The sequence below is a fragment of the Sulfolobales archaeon genome, from assembly GCA_038897115.1.
GTDB lineage: Archaea > Thermoproteota > Thermoprotei_A > Sulfolobales > AG1 > AG1.
The window spans coordinates 1-22,196 of sequence record JAWAXC010000004.1 but is presented as its reverse complement, the minus strand read 5'-3'; the positions used below and the strand labels follow the sequence as shown (position 1 = coordinate 22,196).

At 44.5% G+C, this 22,196-nt stretch carries 21 protein-coding genes and 1 tRNA gene; 15 read left to right on the top strand and 7 right to left on the bottom strand.

All coding sequences use genetic code 11. The features are described 5' to 3' along the window. Positions 1-11: 11 nt before the first annotated feature. The gene (locus tag QXE01_01265) at positions 12-437 is read right to left on the bottom strand and encodes a 30S ribosomal protein S19 (GenBank protein MEM4969861.1); all 426 of its coding nucleotides are present in this window, start codon (positions 435-437) and stop codon (positions 12-14) included. Between the two features lie 239 nt (positions 438-676). Between QXE01_01265 and QXE01_01260 the strand changes: the two genes are divergently transcribed. Both QXE01_01260 and QXE01_01255 read left to right on the top strand, forming a co-directional pair. Further along, positions 677-1,192 carry a multiprotein bridging factor aMBF1 gene (locus QXE01_01260; GenBank protein ID MEM4969860.1) on the top strand — a complete coding sequence of 172 codons (516 nt, stop codon included), beginning with the start codon at positions 677-679 and terminating at the stop codon, positions 1,190-1,192. A gap of 27 nt (positions 1,193-1,219) precedes the next feature. Continuing rightward, a tRNA-Ser gene (locus tag QXE01_01255) sits at positions 1,220-1,319 on the top strand. A 58-nt stretch (positions 1,320-1,377) separates the two neighbouring features. Here QXE01_01255 and QXE01_01250 read toward each other — a convergent pair. After that, complete coding sequence (locus QXE01_01250; protein ID MEM4969859.1) at positions 1,378-2,292, bottom strand: hypothetical protein; 915 nt, start codon at positions 2,290-2,292, stop codon at positions 1,378-1,380. Beyond that, complete coding sequence (locus QXE01_01245) at positions 2,276-3,343, bottom strand: deoxyhypusine synthase family protein (protein ID MEM4969858.1); 1,068 nt, start codon at positions 3,341-3,343, stop codon at positions 2,276-2,278. Before QXE01_01245 ends, QXE01_01250 begins: the two co-directional genes overlap by 17 nt. A gap of 132 nt (positions 3,344-3,475) precedes the next feature. Between QXE01_01245 and QXE01_01240 the strand changes: the two genes are divergently transcribed. After that, positions 3,476-6,193, top strand: coding sequence for a malate synthase (locus QXE01_01240; protein ID MEM4969857.1), 2,718 nt, complete (start codon positions 3,476-3,478; stop codon positions 6,191-6,193). Positions 6,194-6,249: 56 nt separating this feature from the next. Here the strand turns inward: QXE01_01240 and QXE01_01235 are convergent, their stop codons facing one another. Then, positions 6,250-6,912, bottom strand: coding sequence for a hypothetical protein (locus tag QXE01_01235; protein ID MEM4969856.1), 663 nt, complete (start codon positions 6,910-6,912; stop codon positions 6,250-6,252). 439 nt (positions 6,913-7,351) lie between these two features. Between QXE01_01235 and QXE01_01230 the strand changes: the two genes are divergently transcribed. Both QXE01_01230 and QXE01_01225 read left to right on the top strand, forming a co-directional pair. Next, positions 7,352-8,272, top strand: coding sequence for an MBL fold metallo-hydrolase (locus tag QXE01_01230; protein MEM4969855.1), 921 nt, complete (start codon positions 7,352-7,354; stop codon positions 8,270-8,272). Positions 8,273-8,665: 393 nt separating this feature from the next. Beyond that, on the top strand, positions 8,666-9,118 hold the full coding sequence (locus tag QXE01_01225; protein MEM4969854.1) for a hypothetical protein: 453 nt from the start codon (positions 8,666-8,668) through the stop codon (positions 9,116-9,118). A 116-nt stretch (positions 9,119-9,234) separates the two neighbouring features. Here the strand turns inward: QXE01_01225 and QXE01_01220 are convergent, their stop codons facing one another. Next, on the bottom strand, positions 9,235-9,513 hold the full coding sequence (locus tag QXE01_01220; GenBank protein MEM4969853.1) for a hypothetical protein: 279 nt from the start codon (positions 9,511-9,513) through the stop codon (positions 9,235-9,237). Positions 9,514-9,801: 288 nt separating this feature from the next. Between QXE01_01220 and rqcH the strand changes: the two genes are divergently transcribed. The 8 genes from rqcH to QXE01_01180 all read left to right on the top strand — a co-directional run bounded on the left by rqcH (position 9,802) and on the right by QXE01_01180 (position 18,539). Then, positions 9,802-11,730, top strand: coding sequence for a ribosome rescue protein RqcH (gene rqcH / locus QXE01_01215; protein ID MEM4969852.1), 1,929 nt, complete (start codon positions 9,802-9,804; stop codon positions 11,728-11,730). Positions 11,731-11,857: 127 nt separating this feature from the next. Further along, a complete protein-coding gene (locus QXE01_01210; GenBank protein MEM4969851.1) occupies positions 11,858-14,122 on the top strand; it encodes a hypothetical protein in 2,265 nt (754 codons plus the stop codon). Further along, positions 14,109-15,182, top strand: coding sequence for a hypothetical protein (locus tag QXE01_01205; GenBank protein ID MEM4969850.1), 1,074 nt, complete (start codon positions 14,109-14,111; stop codon positions 15,180-15,182). The genes QXE01_01210 and QXE01_01205 overlap by 14 nt, the downstream gene beginning before the upstream one ends. 1 nt (position 15,183) lies before the next feature. Next, on the top strand, positions 15,184-15,972 hold the full coding sequence (locus QXE01_01200) for a hypothetical protein (GenBank protein ID MEM4969849.1): 789 nt from the start codon (positions 15,184-15,186) through the stop codon (positions 15,970-15,972). Then, positions 15,969-16,127: a hypothetical protein gene (locus QXE01_01195; protein MEM4969848.1), complete on the top strand. Its 159-nt coding sequence runs from the start codon at positions 15,969-15,971 to the stop codon at positions 16,125-16,127. Before QXE01_01200 ends, QXE01_01195 begins: the two co-directional genes overlap by 4 nt. Positions 16,128-16,373: 246 nt before the next feature. Continuing rightward, the gene (locus tag QXE01_01190; GenBank protein ID MEM4969847.1) at positions 16,374-16,751 is read left to right on the top strand and encodes a twin-arginine translocase TatA/TatE family subunit; all 378 of its coding nucleotides are present in this window, start codon (positions 16,374-16,376) and stop codon (positions 16,749-16,751) included. 68 nt (positions 16,752-16,819) lie between these two features. After that, entirely contained in the window at positions 16,820-17,314 is a 495-nt protein-coding gene (locus QXE01_01185) for an NUDIX hydrolase (protein MEM4969846.1), read from the top strand. Positions 17,315-17,447: 133 nt separating this feature from the next. Then, entirely contained in the window at positions 17,448-18,539 is a 1,092-nt protein-coding gene (locus QXE01_01180; GenBank protein ID MEM4969845.1) for an SIS domain-containing protein, read from the top strand. Here the strand turns inward: QXE01_01180 and QXE01_01175 are convergent, their stop codons facing one another. Beyond that, positions 18,540-19,532, bottom strand: coding sequence for a thiamine-phosphate kinase (locus QXE01_01175; GenBank protein MEM4969844.1), 993 nt, complete (start codon positions 19,530-19,532; stop codon positions 18,540-18,542). 159 nt (positions 19,533-19,691) lie between these two features. Next, complete coding sequence (locus tag QXE01_01170) at positions 19,692-20,225, bottom strand: OsmC family protein (protein MEM4969843.1); 534 nt, start codon at positions 20,223-20,225, stop codon at positions 19,692-19,694. Between the two features lie 180 nt (positions 20,226-20,405). On the opposite strand from QXE01_01170, the gene QXE01_01165 reads away from it, so the two are divergent. After that, entirely contained in the window at positions 20,406-21,788 is a 1,383-nt protein-coding gene (locus QXE01_01165) for an MFS transporter (protein MEM4969842.1), read from the top strand. A gap of 108 nt (positions 21,789-21,896) precedes the next feature. Next, the coding region (locus tag QXE01_01160; protein ID MEM4969841.1) for a hypothetical protein at positions 21,897-22,196 on the top strand (300 nt) is incomplete at its 3' end.

Sequence of the window (22,196 nt, the reverse complement as noted above, 5' to 3'; positions counted from 1 at the left end):
ACAATCTATGTTTACTTCATTGCTACGAAGAGGCTGCTCCTAGTAGCCTTCAGCCCTGGTTCTCCATGTTCAACCTTCTTAGTTGTTATCGAATATTCTCCTAGGTAGTGACCTATCATCTCTGGTGTAACTGTGAATGTTACATACTCCTTCCCATTGTATACAGCGAATGTGAGGCCCACCATATATGGGAGTATTATTAGATCTCTTACATGGGTTTTGATTACAACCTTCTTACCAGACTCAGCCAGCTTCCTAGCCTTCATAATCTTCTCTATAAGCTTCTTCTGAGGCTCGGTAAAGCCTCTTCTAAGGCTTCTCCTAGCCCTTGCAGGGAGTAGGTTTATAAGCTCATCCATGGGCATCTCTAGGAGTTCCTCGAGGGTCTTACCTCTATATCTGAACTTCCTCCACTCAACAGGGATCTCTATTGTCATGGCAATCAGCTTCTATCTTAATTAATGCAGTGGAACTTATAAGAATATTGTTAAGCTCTATTACTAGGGATACTCTGACCTCCTCCCCATCATAGAGGGGTAAGGCTTTTGTAAGCTTATGCATCCCTATTCTTCTGCTATATAATCAGATCCAAGGGGGATCAGCATGGTAATTTATGTCTATGAACTAATATATTATTCGGTGGTTGTGAACGAGTGTGAGAAATGTAACATGTGAGATGTGTGGTAAGGAGATCCCTTTGAGGGCATCTGTTGAGGTTAAGATAGAGGGTGCTATTATGAGGCTATGTCCAAGCTGCTATGCTAGATATACAATGGGCAGGGCTTCAAGGGCTAGGCAGGATGATAGGGCTAGAATACAGATGTCTGTGCAGAAGCCACAGCTAAGTGCTGGTTCTTCGCATCAGCTGAGGCAGAAGAGGGAGAGGATTGAGAGGTATGAGATTGTTAAGGACTATAGCGAGAGGATAAGGAGTGCTAGGGAGGCTATGGGTCTGTCGACAAAGGATCTAGCTAATATGATAAGGGAGAGCGAGAATATTGTTAAGAGAATAGAGAGTGGGAGGCTAGTCCCACCAATAGATCTGGCCAGGAGGATTGAGAATGTGTTAAAGATACAGCTAGTGGTTCCATCAGTAGATCAGGAGCTAGAGGAGGGTAAGACTCAGAGGCAGGTATCTACAGATCTAACGCTTGGAGATATAATCCAGATCAGGAAGAGGGAACAAGGATAAAAATCCCATCGCAATATCTATAGAGGAGCCGGGGTGCCCGAGCGGCCTAAGGGGCCGGCCTGGAGACCCCCACCAGAAAGCCGGTGGGGGAAACCCCGCGCGGGTTCGAATCCCGCCCCCGGCGCCATATAAATATTGCCTGGATCGAGGCTATAGAGGGGGTGTTGGCTGTTTAGTAAGCAATGCTAAGGCTTCAATGCTAAGAAACCCTTCGCATTATCAACCCATAATACCTTGTAGAAGCCTGCTTCTTCTAACCTTCTTTTGATACCCTTTAAATAGCTTATATTAGAGTGTTTCCCAGGTTCGCCTGTGTAGTGGAATAGTTTTCCACCGCTTCTTAAAACCCTATAGAGTTCTCTATAGAATTCAGAGCTATATAGCTCCTCAGCTATGCTTATCCTCGGCGGATCATGTAATATTCTTTCGAAGCACTCGCTACAGAGATCCTTTATAAGGGTATATGCGTCCCCAACAACTATTCTGATCCTAGGGATCTCCAGCATCTTTGACCAGGGATTTGCCGATGCTAGCTGGAGAACGTTTAGATCCTTCTCTATCGAGATAACCTCTAGGGCGCCTGAGAGGATTAGACGAGATGCTGTGTAGCCGAGGCCAGTGCCTATCTCGAGAACCCTTAGCCCTCTAACTCTTCCAAGGGTTCTCACTTTCTCTCTAGCATCGCTCCAAGGATCTGCTCCTATTGTTCTATGCATCTGCACACCATTTATCTCAATCGTCGGCGCCTTATCGATTGCAACAGGCTTTAGCTTATAGTAATTACCATCTCTAAACATATCCATCCTAACAATAGATCCCCCTATTAGCTTGTAGAGAAAACCCTCTTCAACTATCTCATCTAACTCCCTTATATCGACCTCTAGATCCCCTATGGCGATTTTCCCATCCCTGATCTCTATCTGCGCTCTGCTCAACCCAAGATCCAGGGTTGTCTCTATATATCGAGCCCCCCTTTTCATAGCATCTAATATTTGCTCTACATGATACCTAGCAATCATGGGTCCATCGATATATCTATATCTATATATATTATGGCTTGATAGGAAGGTCTCAAGCTCCCCACTAGATCTTATCCTCATACCTAGCTACTCCCTCGAAAACCCATCTAAGATCCACACCCTTCCTAGAGATCCCAGCTTCTTTGATCCCAGCTGCTATTAGAGGAAGAGCTATTGTAGCATCTACATTCACCATCGATGAGTTCCTAGCCTCAACCTTTCCCCAGCTCACAGCCTCCTCAAGTGTTGCACCGCTGAGCCCACCCCACTGTGGAAGATCTGTGGTTATCTTGACAGCATATTTATGAGGTCTCGAAACCTCAGTTCCTCTCTCCATCTCCTCTATCAAGGCTTTTGCAACTGCTACTAGCTGTGTAATATCTGTTGGAACCCCCCCTCCTATATATATAACCCCTGTAGCCCTGGATCTAAGGGCTATCTCGACCATCTGTTCGAAGTCCTTAAACTGGTCTATGATGATCCTCTTCCCATATTGTCTGAGGGCTAGTAGAGATGCTATTCCATAGCCTGAATCCACTATAGCTGGAACGAATATCGGCACCGAGCTCTTATATGCTGATGTTGCTATAGATGCTATTCCGAGCTTTGATAGCCTAGCACCTAGTAGATATAGGAATTCTGCTGATGAGTATATATAGTCCTTAGGCAGATCCCTTATAAACTCCTTAATCAGCTTCTCCATCTCCCTATATAGATACTCATCTGCATATACATCGTAGAACCTATCGATCCTATATTTGAGTAGAAGGCTATCATCAACACAGGGAGAACCTCTGCCATAGGGGAAGCCCATACCAGCATAGATGTCTTCTGAGACATTAGCCCCTGTGGATACAAGTACATCTATATATCTCCTCTCGATCATCCACCTAACTATACCCCACATCCCAGCAGTAGCCATAGATCCGGCGAGGCCCATATAGATCGTGACCTCAGGATCCCTCAGCATCCTCTCTATAATCATGAAGACCTCCCCCAGCTTCCTACCCTGATATGCTGTCTCGCTCATAACATGTAAGAGGGATCTGAAGCCCCCTACCTCCTCTGGATCTAAAACCCTCACTCTATCCTTGAAAAACACAGATCTATCTATGCTCTGCTCGCCGCTCATGCAATCACCAAATCCTATGGGTTTAATAGCGTTAAATATGACTCTCACACTCTAGAGGGGAAACGCTATTAATAAGCCTCTATACATCCTCTGTATATTTTAAGAATATATTGCCTTAATGCTTAATCCGCTTTGGGTGGCAGTATAGGATTCGAGGTATTTGTGACATTTAGTGAGGAGGCTCTGAGATTTCAGCATCTATTGGAGCCAAGGGTTATAAATGGCAGGCTTGTGGATGTAAAGACCCTCATAGGATCTCTGCATATGGAGCTCGGGCCCCTTGTAAGGGAGGCTCTTAGACAGCGTAGGAGGATCCTGGATTCGAGGGCTAGTGTTAGGGAGAAATATAGCTTTCCTAGGTGGGAGGATAAATTCGAGGATCCTGTTGATGGGAGGATCCTAACCTATAGAGAGATCGTGGAGGGGCTTATAAACAATTTCCTAGGTAGGAAGCCGGCGTGGAGGCTCAACGAGCCCGAGCCGATACCCCCCGAGGTGCACCCCCTTAGAAATCCTGGGCTAGAGCTAACGGGTCCGTGGCATCCTCTGGACATGGCTATAAAGCAGATCAATGCTGATGTCCCCTCAATAATGGGCCCTGATAATGAGGATGCAGCACCCCCTGACTATAGACCCTACGGGGTTCCCCCTAGCGAGCCAATAGGATTGTGGGCTTCGAGGGATAATGAGAGGAGGATACTATCTGGTGAGATCTTCGAGGCAATCGCTATTAAAAGGGGTGTGGAGAGGAGATATAGGATTGAAAAGCCTATTGAGAGGTGGCCTGTGAGCTTCCACAGAATCCCAGGGATCCACCTGGTTACACAGCATGTTAGAGTTAATGGAGCACCGGCATATTCCTTCATCGTAGATGCTGTGATCCATGTTGTTAATAACTATGAATCCCTTAGAAAAATGGGTAGGAGGATCTATTTCTACGTGCCAAAGATACAATCACCCCTCGAGGCCTTTATAATTGCTAAGCTGTTTTGGAGGCTCGAGCAGGCTTTGGGGGCCGAGAGACCTGGTGCTATAATTAAGTTTAAGGCATTATATGAGGAAGCCTCGCTGGGGAGATATCTCCCTATAGTGCTGTGGATGTGGAGATACTGGTTGATAGGGCTTAACGTGGGTAGGTGGGACTATACAGCATCTCTGATAGAGATGTGGAAGGATGAGAGGGTTCTACCAGATCCTCAGAATAACGCTTTAATGGGCATGGTATCGCCTCATATGATGGCCTATCAGAGATATAACGCTATTATGATGCTCCTCTCAGGGCTTAACGAGAGGGGTGAGCTCACAAATAGCGGGGCTATAGGTGGTATGGCTGCTGTCATGCTATACCAAGACTCAGACCCATATGGAAGGGCTAGGCATAACCCAGTGACTCTAAGGGCAATGGTTCTTGATAAGCTTAGAGAGAGGCTCATAGGATTGATATTTGTTACGGATAAGAAGCCTATGAAGAGACCAACCCTGAGGGAGATCCTTGAGGGTAGGTTTGAGGGGAGACTCTATGACCTCTATAGACAGAGCTGGGTTGCCAGCCCCGATAAAAGGTATGTGGAGGCTGGTACATGGCCCCTCAAGATCCCTGTTGAGAAGCTTCAAGATGCGGTTAACGCTAAGGAGGAGTGGGTATATATAGATGGAAAGCCCGTAGCTCCTACCGTGACTAGCGGTCTTACAAGGGACGAGAAGCTACTCTTCGCAAGGCTCGGGCTTATGGATGAGAATGGCGAGATAACACCTATGGTAATAGCTAAGGAGGATCTAGATGCTCCTGAAAAGCTCTATAAGGTGCTAGGTAGAGATCTCTGGGAGGCTCTATACGATATACCGGAGGGCGAGATAACTATTGAGAATGTTCAGCATGCATTCTATATGGCAGCCAACTACGGCTTCCAAGTACTCAATGGGAACCTAGCAGCTGCCATAGATGACTATAAGCTATTCCCCGGGAGATGTGTGAGGTTTATGAATGATGTTGCTACATATAGGATATTCATCACATGGATCTGGACACTATTCAATAGAGGGGCTAGGGTGACCAAGGATGGGTGGATAAAGATGCCAGCTCTAACCAGAGACGGTGTTCTCCCAGCTAGGGATTGGTTCGAGGTTAAGGCTGGCACTAGGCTCTCTAGGGAGATTTTTGAGAAGGTGTGGGAGGCCCATAATGAATGGACTAGAGAGTTCTTCGAGGATTTCGATAGGATAGCAGCTATAAGGCTCATAGCATCGATTCTAGCAGATAGATATCTGCCCCCTGATGAGAGGGAGCAAGCTGTGGATAGGGTTGCCCAGGCGCTTGCATATCCTCCGAGGCTAGATGCTAATGTGGTTGTCGAGATAATCAGGGGAGCCGATCCCAAGGAAGTGGAGCAGCTTTTGAAAAGGGCTGTAGAGGTGAAGAAGGTTCTATCCGATACATATGGGAGGTATCCAGACTATATTAGTAGGATTAGCTATGAAGAGGCTGCAGAGAGGATCTCAAAGATCCTTGGTATAGATGATAGAAACGCTATACTCAGAAAGATCAAGGCATATGCCCCTAGATTCGATAGATCAAAAGCACCCCTTATCATGGATATACTGAGGAGACATATACTCTGCCCACTATATATACAGCATCCAGCTAGGGTGCTCTTCTCAGTAGCGGATAAAGATCCAAAAACGGCTAGGGATATACTAGGTGCTATATACTATGTAGATGAAAAGGGAGAGCCTATATATAGGGATGAGAATGGCAACCCATCGAGGGAGAAGATTATAGAGGCTATTAGAAGGGGAGAGCTCCCCGAGATAGCTCTAGAGATTCACGACTATATCTACGATATAGTATGAACCATATGGAGCCATATAATAATAATCTAAATTACATTTCAATGAAACGGTTTCATCTATGATGCGTATGAAAGCCTTATCTCAAGATTTGCCCATGATGTGTTGATTCTACATAGTAGCGGGATACCCCTCTCACTGTCGATCCATATTATAACCATACCCTTATCGCTATTAAATGTATATTCGGTATATTTAATAGATATGTTGGAGCCTCCCCTCAGCTCCCCACTACCTGTTTTTCTGAAGAGCGATAGGTTTCCAAAGATATCGCTGGGGCTATTCGCCCTCCAGCCCTGGGCTATGGAGAAGTTGGTATCTGTTATATTGTATGTGAGCATTATGAGGTTCCTCAGAGCCCATATTATCAGAGGATCTGAGTTAGCTGTTACTGAGTAGTATTTCTCCTCAGCTGTGGAATTAACAGCTGTTTGGTTACCCGTGGCGTTGATTGGTATAGGAGCCTCTATATATCTTGCGTTGAGGCTCATCTGTGTATTATTTACGTTGATAATACTGCCATTCATGTTTACATACCCCTTTACCCTATATACGAGGTATAGATCCTGGCCACTTATATTTCTAGGTAGATTACTTAGATTTGGAATATTATCGCTTGTAGCAGAACCTAGCCTCCTTATATAATCATTAGATATATAGTATATCGAGGCTACAATATATAACAACGCCAGCACTAAGATCAATGCCTCCACAACCCTCAACAGGATTTTCCCAAGAGGGATTTTCAGAGAGCCTTATAACGTTAAAAGATGTTCCGCAGACGATCCCCCATTAGCTATAGAAACGCATTCTTCTAATAGATGTGTGCTATACATAGCAAGCTATATTTCTAGCTTATAATCGAAGAGCTCCGAATTAATGATGAATTTAAATATTCATGATCACTTCTGGTTGTTGAGAGCATTGGATCACATGCTGGGGATGCTAAGGAGGATCGTTGTTGAGGCTGGTTTAGCATGTCTGGTGAGTAGACACTCATAGAGATAGAGGAGACATGGATCTTCTATAGTGAATTTAGAGATGAGCACAATAGCTGCCCTCGATGATTATGGAAGTGCTATATAGATGCTATTAGAAGGGCTAGGCTGGTTGTTCTTGTTTTTATTATTCTGCTCAGCGATTTTATTCTAGGAGTTTTTCTTGGCGTGGCATAGGATTGCCAGAGATATATACTCGATAGAGACTGGGCCTTCTGGATGTGAGCAGCATATCCAAACATATATTGTAGTGGATCCTGAGAGGAGGGTCGCCGTTATAGATCCTGGGCCTAGGAGCTCTGCTGAGAGGCTTTTCAACAGCATTATAGAGCTTGGCTTCTCCCCAGGGGATGTAGAGGCTATACTCCTCACACATGTGCATCTAGACCATGGGGGAGGGGCTGCATCTCTTGCTAGGATGCTAGGGGGTAGAGCCTCTATTATGGTTCATCCTATTGGCTATAAACATGTTATTGATCCTAGCAGGCTTTGGCAGGCATCTAGAGAGCTTCTAGGGGATGTTGGGGATATCTATGGCAAGCCCGAAGAAGCATCGGGTCTAGATGTTAGAGAGCTTCAGGACTTATCAGAAATTTCTATTGGAAGTCTAAAGCTGAAAATAATACACACGCCTGGTCATGCCTCCCATCATCTATCCATATACTCAGAGGATCTAGGTGTGCTCTTTGTAGGGGACGCGGCAGGGATATATATAGTTGCTGAGGATCTGCTATATCCAACAACACCCCCGCCATTTAGATATCAGCAGTACCTCTCATCACTAGAGAAGCTGATATCCATCAAGCCAGAGATGGTGGCCTTTCCACATGAGGGGGTAAGGATAGGACATGATATATTGGAGAGGGCTAAGAGGCAGATTATAGAGTGGTTCGAACTCATATCCAGAGGAGCCGAATCTCTAGAGGATATAGTGAGAGTCGAGCCCATGCTCAAAAGACACATAGAGGCCAGGGAGAGCGAGATGTGTAGAAAGATAGAGAATAGACTTCTAGAGCTATCACTAAGAGGACTGAGAGAGGAGGTTGCAAGATTACGGCAAGAAGCAAGGCTCCTTAGAGGTTGACCAGCCGTTCACCTGAGAGTGGTTGTTTAAATCATCCTCGGGTTCCTCACACTCTCCCTCGGATGGGCTATGGGAACAGAGCTCCCCTCGAGCACCCCGAGCCCATAGTTATTCTTATTAGATCCGGGGTTTATAGAGACGTATTAGCATAATAGCCTAAAAGGGCTAAAACCAGCTCTAAAACACCATAAACAAGGTTTCTGCCCATGTATGTTTTACCCATGTTTAACCATATGGTTCATTATTTAATATCAGCGATCTAAATTTCCTCCACTTCATAGAATGAGACCCTCAGTTATAATGAATTCGAAGCCTATGATCTAGGCTGTTTCGGCTGGTGATGGTTAGAAGCTCATATACCCCTAATGATATTTTATTATTTGGTGTTGTGTTTTGTCGCAACAGACTAAGAGCAAGGAGCTTAAAATAGTAACGAAGCCTGTGATAGTGCTTGAGAGCGTTAAGAATAATAAGAGGGCTATGAAGGTTCTCTACCTAATATCAGAGCTTGGAAGTGTTAGTGAGAAGGGACTCTCCTATGTTATAAAGGAGCTGAGCTCGGCAGGTGTGGATCTAGGGTATAGGTTTCTAGAGATAGCTGGTATACCTACTTCGAAAGAGTTGAGAGAAGATATAATCTCGATGCTATATGTAGGTCTTCTAGAATCTAGCCAGGGTAAAAAGCTCTCTGTAACTAGCCAGGGTAAAGAGGTTCTATCACAGATCCAGCTGGAGCAGGAATATATGGATGCTTTGAAATCAAAGCTACCGGAGATAAAGACAAAGCTAGCAACAATCCTAGCAGAAGCAGATCTAGGGAGTCAGAGGAGTAGAAGATATAGATAAGCTCCTCTCACCTGAAGAGCCAGGGTTTCCTTGGAGTAGGGTTTGAGCTATAGTGCCTTATCACAAATATCTATCCCTTATCTTATTCTTAAGGTCTTGTTGCATGGGTTTAGTAATTATACTATAAGGATCATAGAGCCTATATAGTGGGCAGCGATCTGGGTTAATATATAGCGTGTTGCCCTCTCCCTTGGGGGCTTCGAAAATGCTATATATATGAGATGGAAGATCGCTAGCCCCACTAGCATAAAGGCTGTGCTTATTGCAAAGCTCAGCATATGTGGCTCTCTATAGTATAGCCTATATATCGAATATGAAATACCTGTTGCAAATCCTATGAGGAGTCTTAGGAAAAATAGACTGTAGAAGCCCCTTAGAGAGATCTTGATCTTCATGTGAAGATTCACCATCCCATGGTGTTCCTATAGCTCACCTCCCTGCTTAGAAGGTGTTGAAGGGCCAGGCTCCTATCTATAATCGAGGTAGATGTTTTTATAAAACTAGCTATAGCTGGGAACAGGCTATTCAAGATATAGGGAGGGAGCACCCTAGGAGGTTCTATCCTCAAGACCACCCTGGCTACTATATGCTTCACACCTTATCAAGGGATCTCTATTGCCTTAAGATTGGAGCTTCTTCTCTGGATATTATATTTCTTTGGAGATCTATTTAGTTGGGTTGGAATGAAGAAGTCGATGACATGGGTAGACATAGCTGTGTGGATGCAAGAGAATGCTGGGGGCATTGCACGTGGGTATATAGATAATGTATATGGCGATGAGGATCAGATGATCCTCAGGATCAGAAGATCCTCGGGGGAACCGCTAAACCTCGTTATAGCCCCCGAAGAGGCTATCTACATAACCAGTAGATCTATTGAGAAGAGGGGTGAAGAGCTAGGCCATGTGGCTATGTTATTTAGAAAATATCTGAGGGATATGGCTGTAAAAGGGGTATTCCAAAAGCCTTGTGAGAGGATAGTAGAGATTATTGTTGCTAGGGGTGGGGAGGAGTATAGGCTGATTGTCGAGTTGATCCCTAGGGGGTTGATCGCCCTGGTTGATAGCGATGGAATAGTTAAGGCTCTGAATAGAAGGCTTGTTGCTAGGGATAGAGAGGTGAGGATCGGGGGTAGATATCAATATCCTCCCAGCCTGCCAAGCATATGTACGCAAGATCCTTCGAAGTTGGTTGAAGGGGTGATGAGGGGTTATGATATTGTGAGAGGAATTATAACTGGTGCCAACATACCTCCGGATGTGGCTGAAGAGATCATCTATAGGCTGGGGATTAGGAAGGACGCTAGACCAGCTGATCTTGGTGTTACCTCTGTTAGAGAGATTATAGAGGGTGTTATCGGCTTCATAGAGGATGTTAAGAAATCGCCTAACCCAGGTATTATCTTAGATCATAGTGGATCTCCATACGGCTTCTATCCATTCGAGCCGAGGCACCTGATCTCAGCTGGATATACATTCAAGAGGCTCTCAAGCTTCAACGAGGCTATAGATCTATTCTACGCCCATGCCAAAGCTCTAATGAAGAAGGAAAAGCCCCCGGAGCTCTTGAGAATTGAGAAGGGTATTGAGAAGCTGAGATCCCAGATAGCGGAGGCTAGCGAGAGGCTTAAGACTATGGAGAAGATCCTAGAGTATGTGAATCAGAACTACCAGCAATTAGAAGAGCTATTCGAATGTGTTAGGAAGAGGTTAGGTAGCTGTGCAGAAGCCCCAGACGATGTGATCCGTGTTAGAGGGGATACACTTGAGATCGAGGTTGGGGGTTTGAAATATAGATTTGATCCCAGGCTATCCTTTATGGAGAACTATATACAGATTAGGAAGAAAGTTGCGGAGCTTGAGAAGAGGATCTCGAGGGGGTCTGAGGAGGTTGCTAGGCTTGAGGAGGAGGCTAGGAGGATATATGCTGAGATCGAGAGGAGAAGGGCTGTTGAAGCTATTAGGAGCCTTAGGAGGAGGGAGTGGTTTGAGAGATACCACTGGATCATAACCTCGGAGGGCCTGCTAGCTATAGGGGGTATGGATGCTGATCAAAATGAGAGGATTGTCAAGAAGTATCTGAGGGATGACTATATCTTCCTACATGCAGATATCCAGGGAGGATCTGCTGTGATCCTCTTCACAGATAAGGAATATACAAATAGATCTATAGAGGAGGCTGCTAGGATAGCTGCATGCTATAGCAGAGCCTGGCAAGCCGGTTATGGATCTATAGATGTTTTCTATGTAAAGGGCTCGCAGGTCAGTAAATCGCCTCCCCCAGGGCAGTATCTTGAGAAGGGATCCTTTATGATCTATGGTGAGAGGGGCTGGATCCGTGGGGTGCCTCTAGAACTTGCAATAGGAATCCAGCCTATCGAAGAGACGATACCCAGGATAATAGTGGGGCCTCCCGAGCTTGTCTCCTCAAGAGCTGTTATCTGGAGCATATTGATACCGGGCGATGTTGGGAGGAGAGAGGCGGCTGAATATATTCATAGAAGATGGGTTGAAAGTGGCAGGGTTAGGCGGGAGGTTGTCGAGGCTATAGATGTTGATGAGATAGCTAGGAGGTTGCCGGGTAGGGTGAGGATAGCTTCTTCTAGGGTGTAACTATGTATTATTAAATAGTTCAGCGTATGTTGATCAAAGATCTATATTATGATTAGTTATGGGATATTATTTGAATATCTTATCCCCTACATAATATCTCTGGGTGTGGGGGATTTCTAGGGAGAGGGTGCCGAGGGTTAGGAGGCTAACAGATTCTATTATATCATCGATCCTGATAATAATAGCTTCCTATATATTTATGAATACTATCCCATTTCTACCGGGCGCGCCTGTTATCCCCCTTATAGTATCGCTGATTCTTGGGATCATATCGTTTAGGGTGCCGGGTTATTCAGATACATTTTTAGCCCTCATAGTCTTCTTCTCAATAGCATGGCAATTCCTAGGATTCGTGCTTCCTCCAAGCCCCTCTGCCTCTAATATTAATTGGCAGGCTATATGGCTCTCTATGGCAACAATACTAGCTATCCTTGCTCTGAACATGTTAAGCGGGATCTTCGAGCCGCTTGCCGTCTCCTCCGCAGCCTTGGCGTCAGCGATGCTCCTGACAGACTATTTCTACCTAGCCCCGGTGCTCCTTGTAATGCCGTTCTTGATAAGGGGTGCTAGTGGTATGATCCCCACGGCCTATTCGTTCATAGCCACATCCCTCCCGCTAGTGATTCTCGAGAATGCTCTCAGAGGTAGCAGGGATCTTCCTATCCTATTCTCTAAACTAGCATATCTTGCTGAGAATATTAGGAAGCCTATACCCAGCCTCAACATCTTTGTATCAGGTATCCCACCAGATATTATTAGCAATAGATGGTATGATGTCTATACATATCTCAGCGGGGGAGGTGTTCTAACCCTCATAGTCCCGCTTCTATCTCTATCAATATCGTTTGTGTTCTCAGCAATAGCTACTAGAGCGGTTCTAAGGATCTATGAGCGCCTCCCACAGATCGAGGGTAGAGAGTTTGTTAGAAGGGTTATGAGACCTCTAATAGCATCTATAACCTCTGTAGGTGTGTTCTCGATCCTCCTACTATCTCTCTCACCAACCAATATAGGGGGGTATAGAACGGGCTTTCAGGAGGATCCCAAGAGCCTGGAATATCTATTCCTAGGGGCGGTTGTCCTGGGGGCCCTTTTCTCGGCTAAGGAGGCTGTCCTTATAAGGCTTGAGTCTTTTGAAATGTCTAGAGAATCTCTTAGAGAGGCTATATCGGAGGGTGAGAAGGGATACTCCTATCTATCATCAATGCTAAAGCTGGTTTCCTCCAGAGCCCCTAATATAGATTTTAGCGGTGAGGCGAGAGAGCTGGAGGAGATCAGAGTGGTGCTTAGAGATGCTAGTGCTAAGCTATCTATATCCAAGAAGCCTGTGATAGACGAGACTCTATCGAGGATTAGAACCACATATCTACCGAGGATCAGGGATATGCCGGCTAGGATTGTGGGGAAGGTAGCTGAGGAGATCCTAAAGCTAGACTCTGCTTGCAAGAAATGCAACTATATATTGAGAGGGGCTGGTGTTAGGGAGCCTCTTCTACCTGAGGTATCAGAGCTTCCGAGATCTGATGGTCTTGAGTATCTTCTAAACTACTACTCCGAATATATAGCTAGGCTTAGATCCTCTATCACTTCTCTCTATGAGCTATATGTTAAAAGTGTTGGGAGTATAAATAGACTCTTAGGAGAGGAGATCGCTTCTCCACCTCCACAGCATATGAATCCAGTGTCTCTTATGAATAGCGGTAGCTATATAGATGCTATAGAGCTTCTAGGGGGTCTCTGGAGATCTCTGCAGGAGAATGTAGGTTCAAGGCTAGGATCTGCCTGTCCAAATCTTCTAGAGGCTATATCTAGGCTTGAGGGGGTCTTAAGAGGCGGGGATCTAGCTAGGCTCAAAGAGATCTCTAACATGCTGAGCGATTCCTGCAGAGGCGTTGGAGGGGCTGTGGAGCTTGAGAAAAACATTGAGGAGCTAAGAAAACTTCTACTCTCAGCACTAGAGTGGGCGATAAAGGATCTTGAGAGGGTTAAGAAGGTGGAGAGCCTTCTCGAGAGACTCGAAACAGCAGCTGTTAAGGGTATAGAGCTTAGATCGCCTAAGCTGGCTAGCGAGCTACAGAGGATCAAGAGGGAGGTTGAGGTTTCGAGAAACTCTATATCGAATATAGTTTCAATATCTATTATGGCAAGAGATATTCTATGGAATTATATGGTATCTGTGAGGGAGGATGAGGCTAAGATCCTAGTTTTATCCCAGTACAGGCTGGCAAGGGCTATTATAGATAATATGATTAGGGGGAGGGGAGGGGTTAGTATAGAGGATCTTCCGTTCACACCGAGCGCTTCAGAGATATATGCTAGGATATATAGTAGGAGCGCTAGAAATGTTGTTTATAATGAGGAGGAGGAGATGATAAGGGTTGCCGAAATGTGAGAAAGGACATCCAATGGGTTTTGAGGCTAGATGTAATATATGTGGTTCTAGGATAAGCTATTCCCTCTCTATGGAGGAGCTTGTAGAGCTCCCAGCTATTGAAAGGCCTAGAGAGGATGCCTCGATACTATTGGTTGATCTTAGTGTAGACTTCCCGCTTCAGCAGATCTCTCCAAGAGGGATCTATGTTCTAAACATCACCCTAGGAGATAGCGAGTTAATTTCCGATGGAATGATTATGCTTAGAAGGCTTAGAAGCAGACTTTGGCCAGAGTACTTTAGAGAGTATAGGGATAGGCTAAGCCTTCTCTTAAAGATCCACGGTGTTGGGTGGTCCTCCAACAGACTTGTGATAGCTAATCTATCAAGCCCACTAGCACTGCTTATAACACTTACAAGTGAGATAGATCCATCGAACTCTCTATTGATCTCATTAGTTCCAGGTGAGGAAGCTCCCGCACCAGAGGCTGTTAACAGCTATTCAGCCATAAAAGCTGCTAATAGAAAGGGCATACCAACGGTCATCGTTACAGAGGGCTTTGTTAAAGAGCTCACAGGATACTCAGAAGAGCTCGGCTATATAGAGGAGAGGGATGCGCTCGCATACATATCTAGATACTTTCTAGCCTCGGCGAAAGAGGTTTTCAGAGCTGTGTCTGAGGATAGAGATCTAGGGATTAGATACTATGGTCTCACATCTATAATAGGGGCTCACCCAACAGTGTTTAAGAACCCCTTATCAGCTATGAGATCTCTTCTATACAGGCTTTCAATAGACCTTGTGACAAGGAATATACAATCTGTACATGTTATCGCAGCTGCTCCAAAGGAGATGCTAGACCATATATCATCCTCATATAAAGAGTTTATAAGGGGTTTCGGGGGTCTTCTAAATCACACTCTAAGCCTAGTTGAAAAAGAGGGGAGGCTAGGAACATATGATCTAATAGCTCTAGTGGGCTTCATGGATAAGCCTGAGTTTGAGTGGCTCAGAAAGGCATATGATACTCTGAAGGGTAGAAATCCTGAGATAGATATAGATAAGATCTTAGGTGTCTAGCATGTATAGAGAGGTCTCGGTTAAATCAGCTGGAAGGCTGTATACTAGCTGTGTTGTTGAGATAGCTGATGGCAGCAGGGTTAAGATTTCATGTAGGGAGAGAAGGAGATTCGGTAGGGGAGCTCAAACAATGATCGAGAAGAGTCCATGGGATCTGAGGTCGAGGGATGGTAGAGAGGTTCTTCTAGGTGATCTAGTAGTTATATTTAACTCTGATGATGATGCATGTAGATTTGTTGGAGAACTCCTCTCAATAACCTATGAGAGGGTGATAGGGGAAGCGGAGAAGGCTTTGGCAAATTATTTGGGTGAGAGATCAAAGGTTCTAGAGATCCTCTCAAGGCTCAGGAGATCTCCTAGGTCTACGTTGCTATCCTTCATAGATGCTCTAAAGAATTGTCAAAAAGATCCTCTTGAATGTATATCAGAGGATCTCTTGAAAGGATGGAGATCTACTTATAGTGGTTTTAGCGAGAAACTTAGAAACATCATCTCCGGGGTTTCAGAGGATATATCTGGGAAAATATTATCTGCTGTATATCTAATAGCATCTCTCCAGCTAAAGATCTATGAGGGGGATAGTGCTACAGCATCCAAAATACTGGATCTCATTGAAAGCGAGCATGGATATAGCGTTGATAGGGCTGTAGTGGGGAGAATAGCCTCACAGCAGGACTATAGAGGCGCTGATGAATTTCTCATGACAACTATTAGCAATATATTTAATAGGATCAAGATTTCGATATATATGAGATATGGATGCCGTCCATCCGAGAGCGGTCTTTTATGACCACCCTCGGGCTCATCACGGCACAGCTCGGGGCGGGCTACGGCGGTTCAGCCACCCTCGCGCACCCCGAGCCCATCAATAAACCTACAGTCTTCGGAGCCTATATATCAGCCTACCTAATAGCCCTGAAGGATATTAACAGCGAACCCATATAAAAACTCCCAAAGACCATCAAAGATATTTCTGTCCCCAATAATAAGCCAACTAATATAAAATATTATGAGATCCTAGCTTGTTTTTCGAGGAAATAAATATATTGTTTAGCCAATTGATAGAGATTTTTAGCATAGTTAACTATGATCTTCATGGTTAGATATATAGCTATTTTAGATTAGAGATGAGCTGAGTATCCATATATATACCTCTTTAGCCTAAAATTCCTTGGGATAGGGGGTAGAGATATGCCAACGATAGATACAATGCTTCTGCTAGGGCTGATCGTGCTTATCCTAGTATTGGGTCCCTCCAAGCTCCCTCAATTTGCTAGGGCTATTGGAGAGGCTGTTAGGGAGTTTAGAAAGGCTTCTTCTGCTATATCTGAGGAGAATATAAAGGAAAATATTAAGAAGGAGATCCAGGGGGAGCACTCGAGAGCCCAGGCTGTTCAGCAACCCTCTATACAGGCTCAAACGGCTGTAGAGGTTGACACAAGCAACGCTATTGTTGCGGCAGCGATTAAGGAGGGTATTGATGTTAGGGGTAAGACTATTGATCAAATAGCTGAGGAGCTGGCTAAGAAGCTGAGGGAGAAGAGGGCTGCTTCTACAGGCCATATATAGCTATGTGGATTTATAGCAAGGCAACGTAATATATCCTGATTATTGCATACATTCTTTTGGTGTGTTGTTTGGTAGCATCGATAAGGGTTGGGGTTGGGGCGGTTGTTATAAAGGATGGAAAGGTTCTGCTTGTTAAGCGTAGAAACCCTCCATCAGCTAATAAGTGGAGCCTCCCAGGAGGGCATGTAGAGCCTGGGGAAGGTATTTTAGAAGCGGCTGTTAGGGAGCTTGAGGAGGAGACAGGGGTTATAGGAAAGCCCCTTGGTATAATAGATCTAACAGATCTATTTGTTATGAATGAAAACGGTGAGCTCGCAACGAGATATGTAATAATAGATGTGCTTGTGGAACCCATTTCCATGGAGAGGCTCAGCCCAAGTAGTGATGCTTTAGAAGCAGCCTTAGTCCCTCTAGATAGGGTGCTCGAAATGGATCTAACACCATCCACTAGAAGATTCTTTGAGAAACTCCTTTCTAAGGGCATATGCTCTATAGAGCCATCTAAGGTCTGGATCACAGAGTATTCCCATAGCATCAATACCATTAGATCTCATTTAAAATAGAAAATCATTAGAACCGGAAGCCTTCGCCCTCTAGGGTGGAGAGGAGGTCGGCAACCATTATATAGCTGATCTCCTCGCTGTCTCGGAGTTTAAGGGTCTTTTAATTGTAAATTAGGGTGGAAGGGAATAAGCTATGGTGATTCCCTTAGAGCTTTTAAGGGGTCCCTTAATCGATGTGGGAGGGTCTCCCCACTATATGATTAAAGAGATCCATGAGGAGCCATCTATTCTGAAGAGGCTCTGGGAGAATCTAGGGGAAAGGGTTATCCAAACAGCCCAGAGGATCTACTCCTCTGATAAGATCTATATCGTTGGAAGCGGATCCTCATATAATGCTGGCCTCGTGTTTCACTATGCATTGGCTAATCACGCTAAGAGGGTCTCGATCCCCGTTAGCTCTGGGGAATATCCATATTATAGTAAAGCTGTATCTAAAGGAGATGTGGTCATAGCTATTAGCCAGAGTGGATATACAAGTGATACCCTTGAAGCGGCTAGAAGAGCTAGGGAGGCTGGGGCATCTATAGTGGGTGTCACCAATAATCCTGAGAGTCCTTTAGCAAGGATCTCAGATTATGTTATATATATAATGGCGGGGAGGGAGGAGGCTATAACAGCTACCAAGACTTTCACCGCCCAGATATATGCTCTACTTATGATCGCCTCTGAGGTTTCAAAGCTGGGGGGTGGAGAGGGGATAGAGGATCTTGGGGTGGTACCGAGAACCCTGCTATCATCTATATCAATGCTTGAACCCATATCGAGAAGAATTGCTGCTGATGTCTATAGATATGGAAGCGCCTTCGCCCTTGGAGGGGGTGTGGGATATGCAATTGCTAGGGAGGCTGCTCTGAAGCTGAAGGAGGCTGCTGGTGTTCATGCAGAGGCTATCCAGATTAGCGAGGCTAGACATGGGCCTAAGGCTATTATGGGTAAAAAGACCCCTATATATTGTAATGTATTCTCTGAAGAGGATCTAGATCATGCTGCGAAGCTGCAAAAAGATCTAGAGGGCTCGGGAGCCCCTATATATATAGTAGCATCGATAGATGTTGGGGATGATGTGAGGGGAAGATCCTTTGAGATAGTTTCCACCCCACCGTTAAGGTCGGCATCCATATCTATTATCGCTGCAGCATTCTACCAGCTCCTCTCATATTATATATCTATATCAAGGCTATTAGATCCTGATATGCCTAGAATGCTGTCAAAGGTAGTTATATAGCTATATTGATATGAAATGCTGATAACCCTCCCTAGAGATCTTGAGCCCCTTATATAGAACCCCCAACCCTCTATTCCCTGTGATAACCCCGTAGTAGGAGATCTCTATTCCCACCCTCCTCATATCCTGGATAATAGGTTCTACACAGGATTCCTCAACAGATAATACGAGCTCATACTCCTCCCCACCATTGAAAACTATATCTATTAGATCTGCTCTTATATCCCTAGCAATCTCCGTAGCCCTCGGATCTACTGGTATTTCGTGGAGCTCGATTTCATAGCCAGAGAACTCTGAGATCAGATATAGAGACTCTGCAAGGCTATCAGAAACATCTACAGCCCCTCTTATACACCTCCTATATCTCCTCAAAACACGCTCAGCCCCAACCCTCGCCACAGGCCTTGATGTAGCCCTTATAACCTCCTCCGGGATATCCCCAACCCCTATCTCCCCTTTCAAAAACCTCTCATAATAGATCCTAGCTAGGCCTGAATAGCCAAATCTACCTGTAATCAGAATCCAGTCTCCAGGTTGCCCGCCCCTGGGTATCGGATCTGTATTTGTAGAGCCTATACATGCAACATCAACCCATATATCCTCCTTAGAGGAGTTAGTATCCCCCCCGGCGAAGACCCCTCCATATAGTTTTAAAGCCTCTTTAAAGCCGTTTACAAGCTCGAGCATATCTTCTAGGGAAAAGCTCGCTGGCGCCCCAAGCGAGATTAGATATGCATATGGGGTACCCCCTTTAGCAACTATATCGCTTGCACATGATGTAGCAGCCTTCCACCCAAGATCCCCCCATCGATTCCATGGATATTTAGAGCTGTGGGCAGAAAACCCATCGATCTTGAGTAGAAGCCATAAACCAGCTAGATAGTATGAGGATGCATCATCACCTGGAGCAAGCCCTCCAGAGATCCATATATCGGCAAGGATCCCCATAGATCTAGATATAAACCCCTTCTCCCCCACATCTGAAAGTCTCATAGAGCCACCTATGAAGATACTTACTATATACACTATTATTTTTCAGGGATCCTTAGACACAAATATAAATATAAATATAAAATATTTGTTGATTTCAAATACCTGTTATCAAGGCGAAGATGATATGGGGATCTTATAAAAAATCGATTCTAGCCTTGTTCAGCCCTTAACCACCTTCGCCTCAGGTATTATTTCTACTTGTCTTGTTAGTGTGTTTCCTACTGGTGATGTTTTTACTGTTTCTTCCCATATTTCTTTTATTGTTTTTTCGTCTGCTTCTGCGTCTATATAGGCTTTTGCCACTATTCTTCTATATCCTGGGTGTCCTTGGTTTGATAGTCCTAGGAATACTAGTATGTTGTCTATCTCACCCTCTAGGGCTATCTCTAGGTTTCTAATCCTAACACCCCTCTTAGTAGCATTAAGAACAAAACCAGTAGCATAACAAGCACCTAGAGCTCCTAGAACATATTCTATAGCCCTTGGACCAGCATCAACCCCACCAACATCCTGAGGCTCTGACACAGCGAAGGAATGATCCCTTATATATGCCTTGAAATTGAACCCAGATCCCAGCCACCTAACCCTAGCACTATATTTAGAGATACTTGCGATAAGATCCTTATTCTTCTCAGCCTCTTTAAGCAATTGCCTAAGCCTATCAACATCGATCCCATTGACTATCTGACCCATATACTCACCAAATGACATATACATAGAATGCTTAAATATTGTTAAGTAAAAACTTATTATCTTTTTGGATTATTTAACGTAGATCTATAGATATATTTTCTAGTATTCGTAGCTTAAGCTAAAGATTCTATGTAGAAATACTTAAATATTAGTAACCTTATATATAGATGAGTGATAAATATGTTCGGAAATTTATTTGGAAGATCTGGAAATAACAAATATGGTGGGAAGAGGAACCCTGTTAGAGATGTTTCTATAGATCAAGTTATGCTGGAGATAAAGAGAAGCAGATCCAGAGCTCTTGTTATAGCTAATATAGGTATTACGCTTGAGTGGTACGACTTTTTTGTATATGGAACTGTTGCAGCTTTGGTCTTCCCATATTATTTTTTCCCAAGAGACGTTCCTAGGGAGTTAGCAGCACTTATATCTCTGATAACATATTGGCTGGGTTTTGTAGCCCGTGCTACTGGGGCGATGGTTATTGGCTATATAAGCGATAAGCTCGGGAGGAAGGTTTCTCTAGTAATAGATCTGATTATTATGGGTGTAGCTACTCTTGGGATAGCATTGGTCCCTGGCTATGATTCTATTGGATATCTTGGCATAGCCATTGTATCTATTCTAAGATTCTTCCAGGGCATAGCTCTGGGAGGCGAGTGGGGTGCTGCGAGCGCCTTTATATCGGAGTTATATCATGATTCTAGGTATAGGGCTTTCTGGGGGAGCTTTATACAGATCGGGGTTCCCATAGGGCTTCTCATGGGAACGGCCTTGAGCGCATTTCTGATCAATCTATATGGTGAGGCATTATTTATTCAGCAGAGCTGGAAGATCCTTTTCTATATAGGTGCTGCTGTAGCCGTTATAGGTGGTGTGATCAGATACTATGTCCTTGAATCCCCGCTATTCCAACAGATACTGAGAAGGGGGGATATCTCGAGAAACCCTATATCCGAGGCTGTGAGGAGATATTGGAGGAAGATATTGCATTTAATGGCTGCGAAAGCAGCCCAGAATGCCCTCTTCTACGTCTACGCAACATATAGCCTCATATATCTCACAGGTATAGGGTATTCGAAGGCGGAGGCAGCTATAGCAGTGACTATAGCAGCTTTATTCGAAGCGGTTACAGAGCCTCTGGGAGGTCTCATAGCAGATATTATTGGGAGGAGAACGACTTTATTACTAGGCAATATAGCTATACTAATATACTCGCTACTCTTCCCAATAATAATCCTTAGAAGCCCCCACGACATATTAATAGCCTCTATAGCACTTGGAATCTATGGAATCATACACGCCATATCCTTCGCACCCCAGACGGCGTATTATTCAGAGCTATTCCCAACGAGGGTTAGAGCCACAGCTATAGGCACGGCATTCCAGATGACAACAATATTTGCTGGTGGGCTATCACCAATAATACTCACACTCCTTATAGGGGGGAGGTATTATGAGAACTGGTTCTGGCTATCAGCTATCATGGCCGCATATTCTATAATATCAATAATAGCTATAATATTCCTGCAAGAGACAAAGGGAAAGGAATTACCAGCTTAGCTAGACACTTTTGTAGATCTATATGGTGTTTATTCTAAACCTCGGGTCTATGGCTAAGTAATATTGGTGCCCAGCCATAATATTTTCTAGGGATGGGCGGGACTCTAGTTGGATGTGGTTGAGGTTTTCATTATATTAGCTATCACCTTGGGTCTGTGGTACTCATTTGGATCTTGGGTTGGTAGGAGGGTGATGAGGAGCTATGTAAGATCTTGTTTAGAGGAGGGTGGGGTTTTAAAGCTGATAACCCCTAGCTCTGCTCTTGTTGAGTTTAAAATGAAAGGGTTTAGATATTTAGGTGTGTATATTGAGTGGCTACCGTTTGATAACCCCTTTAACCTGGTGGCTAAGCTTGCTTCTCGCAGGAGTCGGATCGCTGTTGTGAAGATCCAGCCTGAGGATCCCATA

Bases quoted from the DNA above. Each gene is read 5' to 3' on its own strand.
- QXE01_01180 (MEM4969845.1), top strand. From the start codon at position 17,448: ATGGTGATTCCCTTAGAGCTTTTAAGGGGTCCCTTAATCGATGTGGGA.
- QXE01_01175 (MEM4969844.1), bottom strand. From the start codon at position 19,532: ATGAGACTTTCAGATGTGGGGGAGAAGGGGTTTATATCTAGATCTATG.
- QXE01_01165 (MEM4969842.1), top strand. From the start codon at position 20,406: ATGTTCGGAAATTTATTTGGAAGATCTGGAAATAACAAATATGGTGGG.
- rqcH (MEM4969852.1), top strand. From the start codon at position 9,802: ATGAAGAAGTCGATGACATGGGTAGACATAGCTGTGTGGATGCAAGAG.
- QXE01_01260 (MEM4969860.1), top strand. From the start codon at position 677: ATGTGTGGTAAGGAGATCCCTTTGAGGGCATCTGTTGAGGTTAAGATA.
- QXE01_01200 (MEM4969849.1), top strand. From the start codon at position 15,184: ATGTATAGAGAGGTCTCGGTTAAATCAGCTGGAAGGCTGTATACTAGC.
- QXE01_01265 (MEM4969861.1), bottom strand. From the start codon at position 437: ATGACAATAGAGATCCCTGTTGAGTGGAGGAAGTTCAGATATAGAGGT.
- QXE01_01220 (MEM4969853.1), bottom strand. From the start codon at position 9,513: ATGAAGATCAAGATCTCTCTAAGGGGCTTCTACAGTCTATTTTTCCTA.
- QXE01_01250 (MEM4969859.1), bottom strand. From the start codon at position 2,292: ATGAGGATAAGATCTAGTGGGGAGCTTGAGACCTTCCTATCAAGCCAT.
- QXE01_01190 (MEM4969847.1), top strand. From the start codon at position 16,374: ATGCCAACGATAGATACAATGCTTCTGCTAGGGCTGATCGTGCTTATC.
- QXE01_01170 (MEM4969843.1), bottom strand. From the start codon at position 20,225: ATGGGTCAGATAGTCAATGGGATCGATGTTGATAGGCTTAGGCAATTG.
- QXE01_01195 (MEM4969848.1), top strand. From the start codon at position 15,969: ATGACCACCCTCGGGCTCATCACGGCACAGCTCGGGGCGGGCTACGGC.
- QXE01_01245 (MEM4969858.1), bottom strand. From the start codon at position 3,343: ATGAGCGGCGAGCAGAGCATAGATAGATCTGTGTTTTTCAAGGATAGA.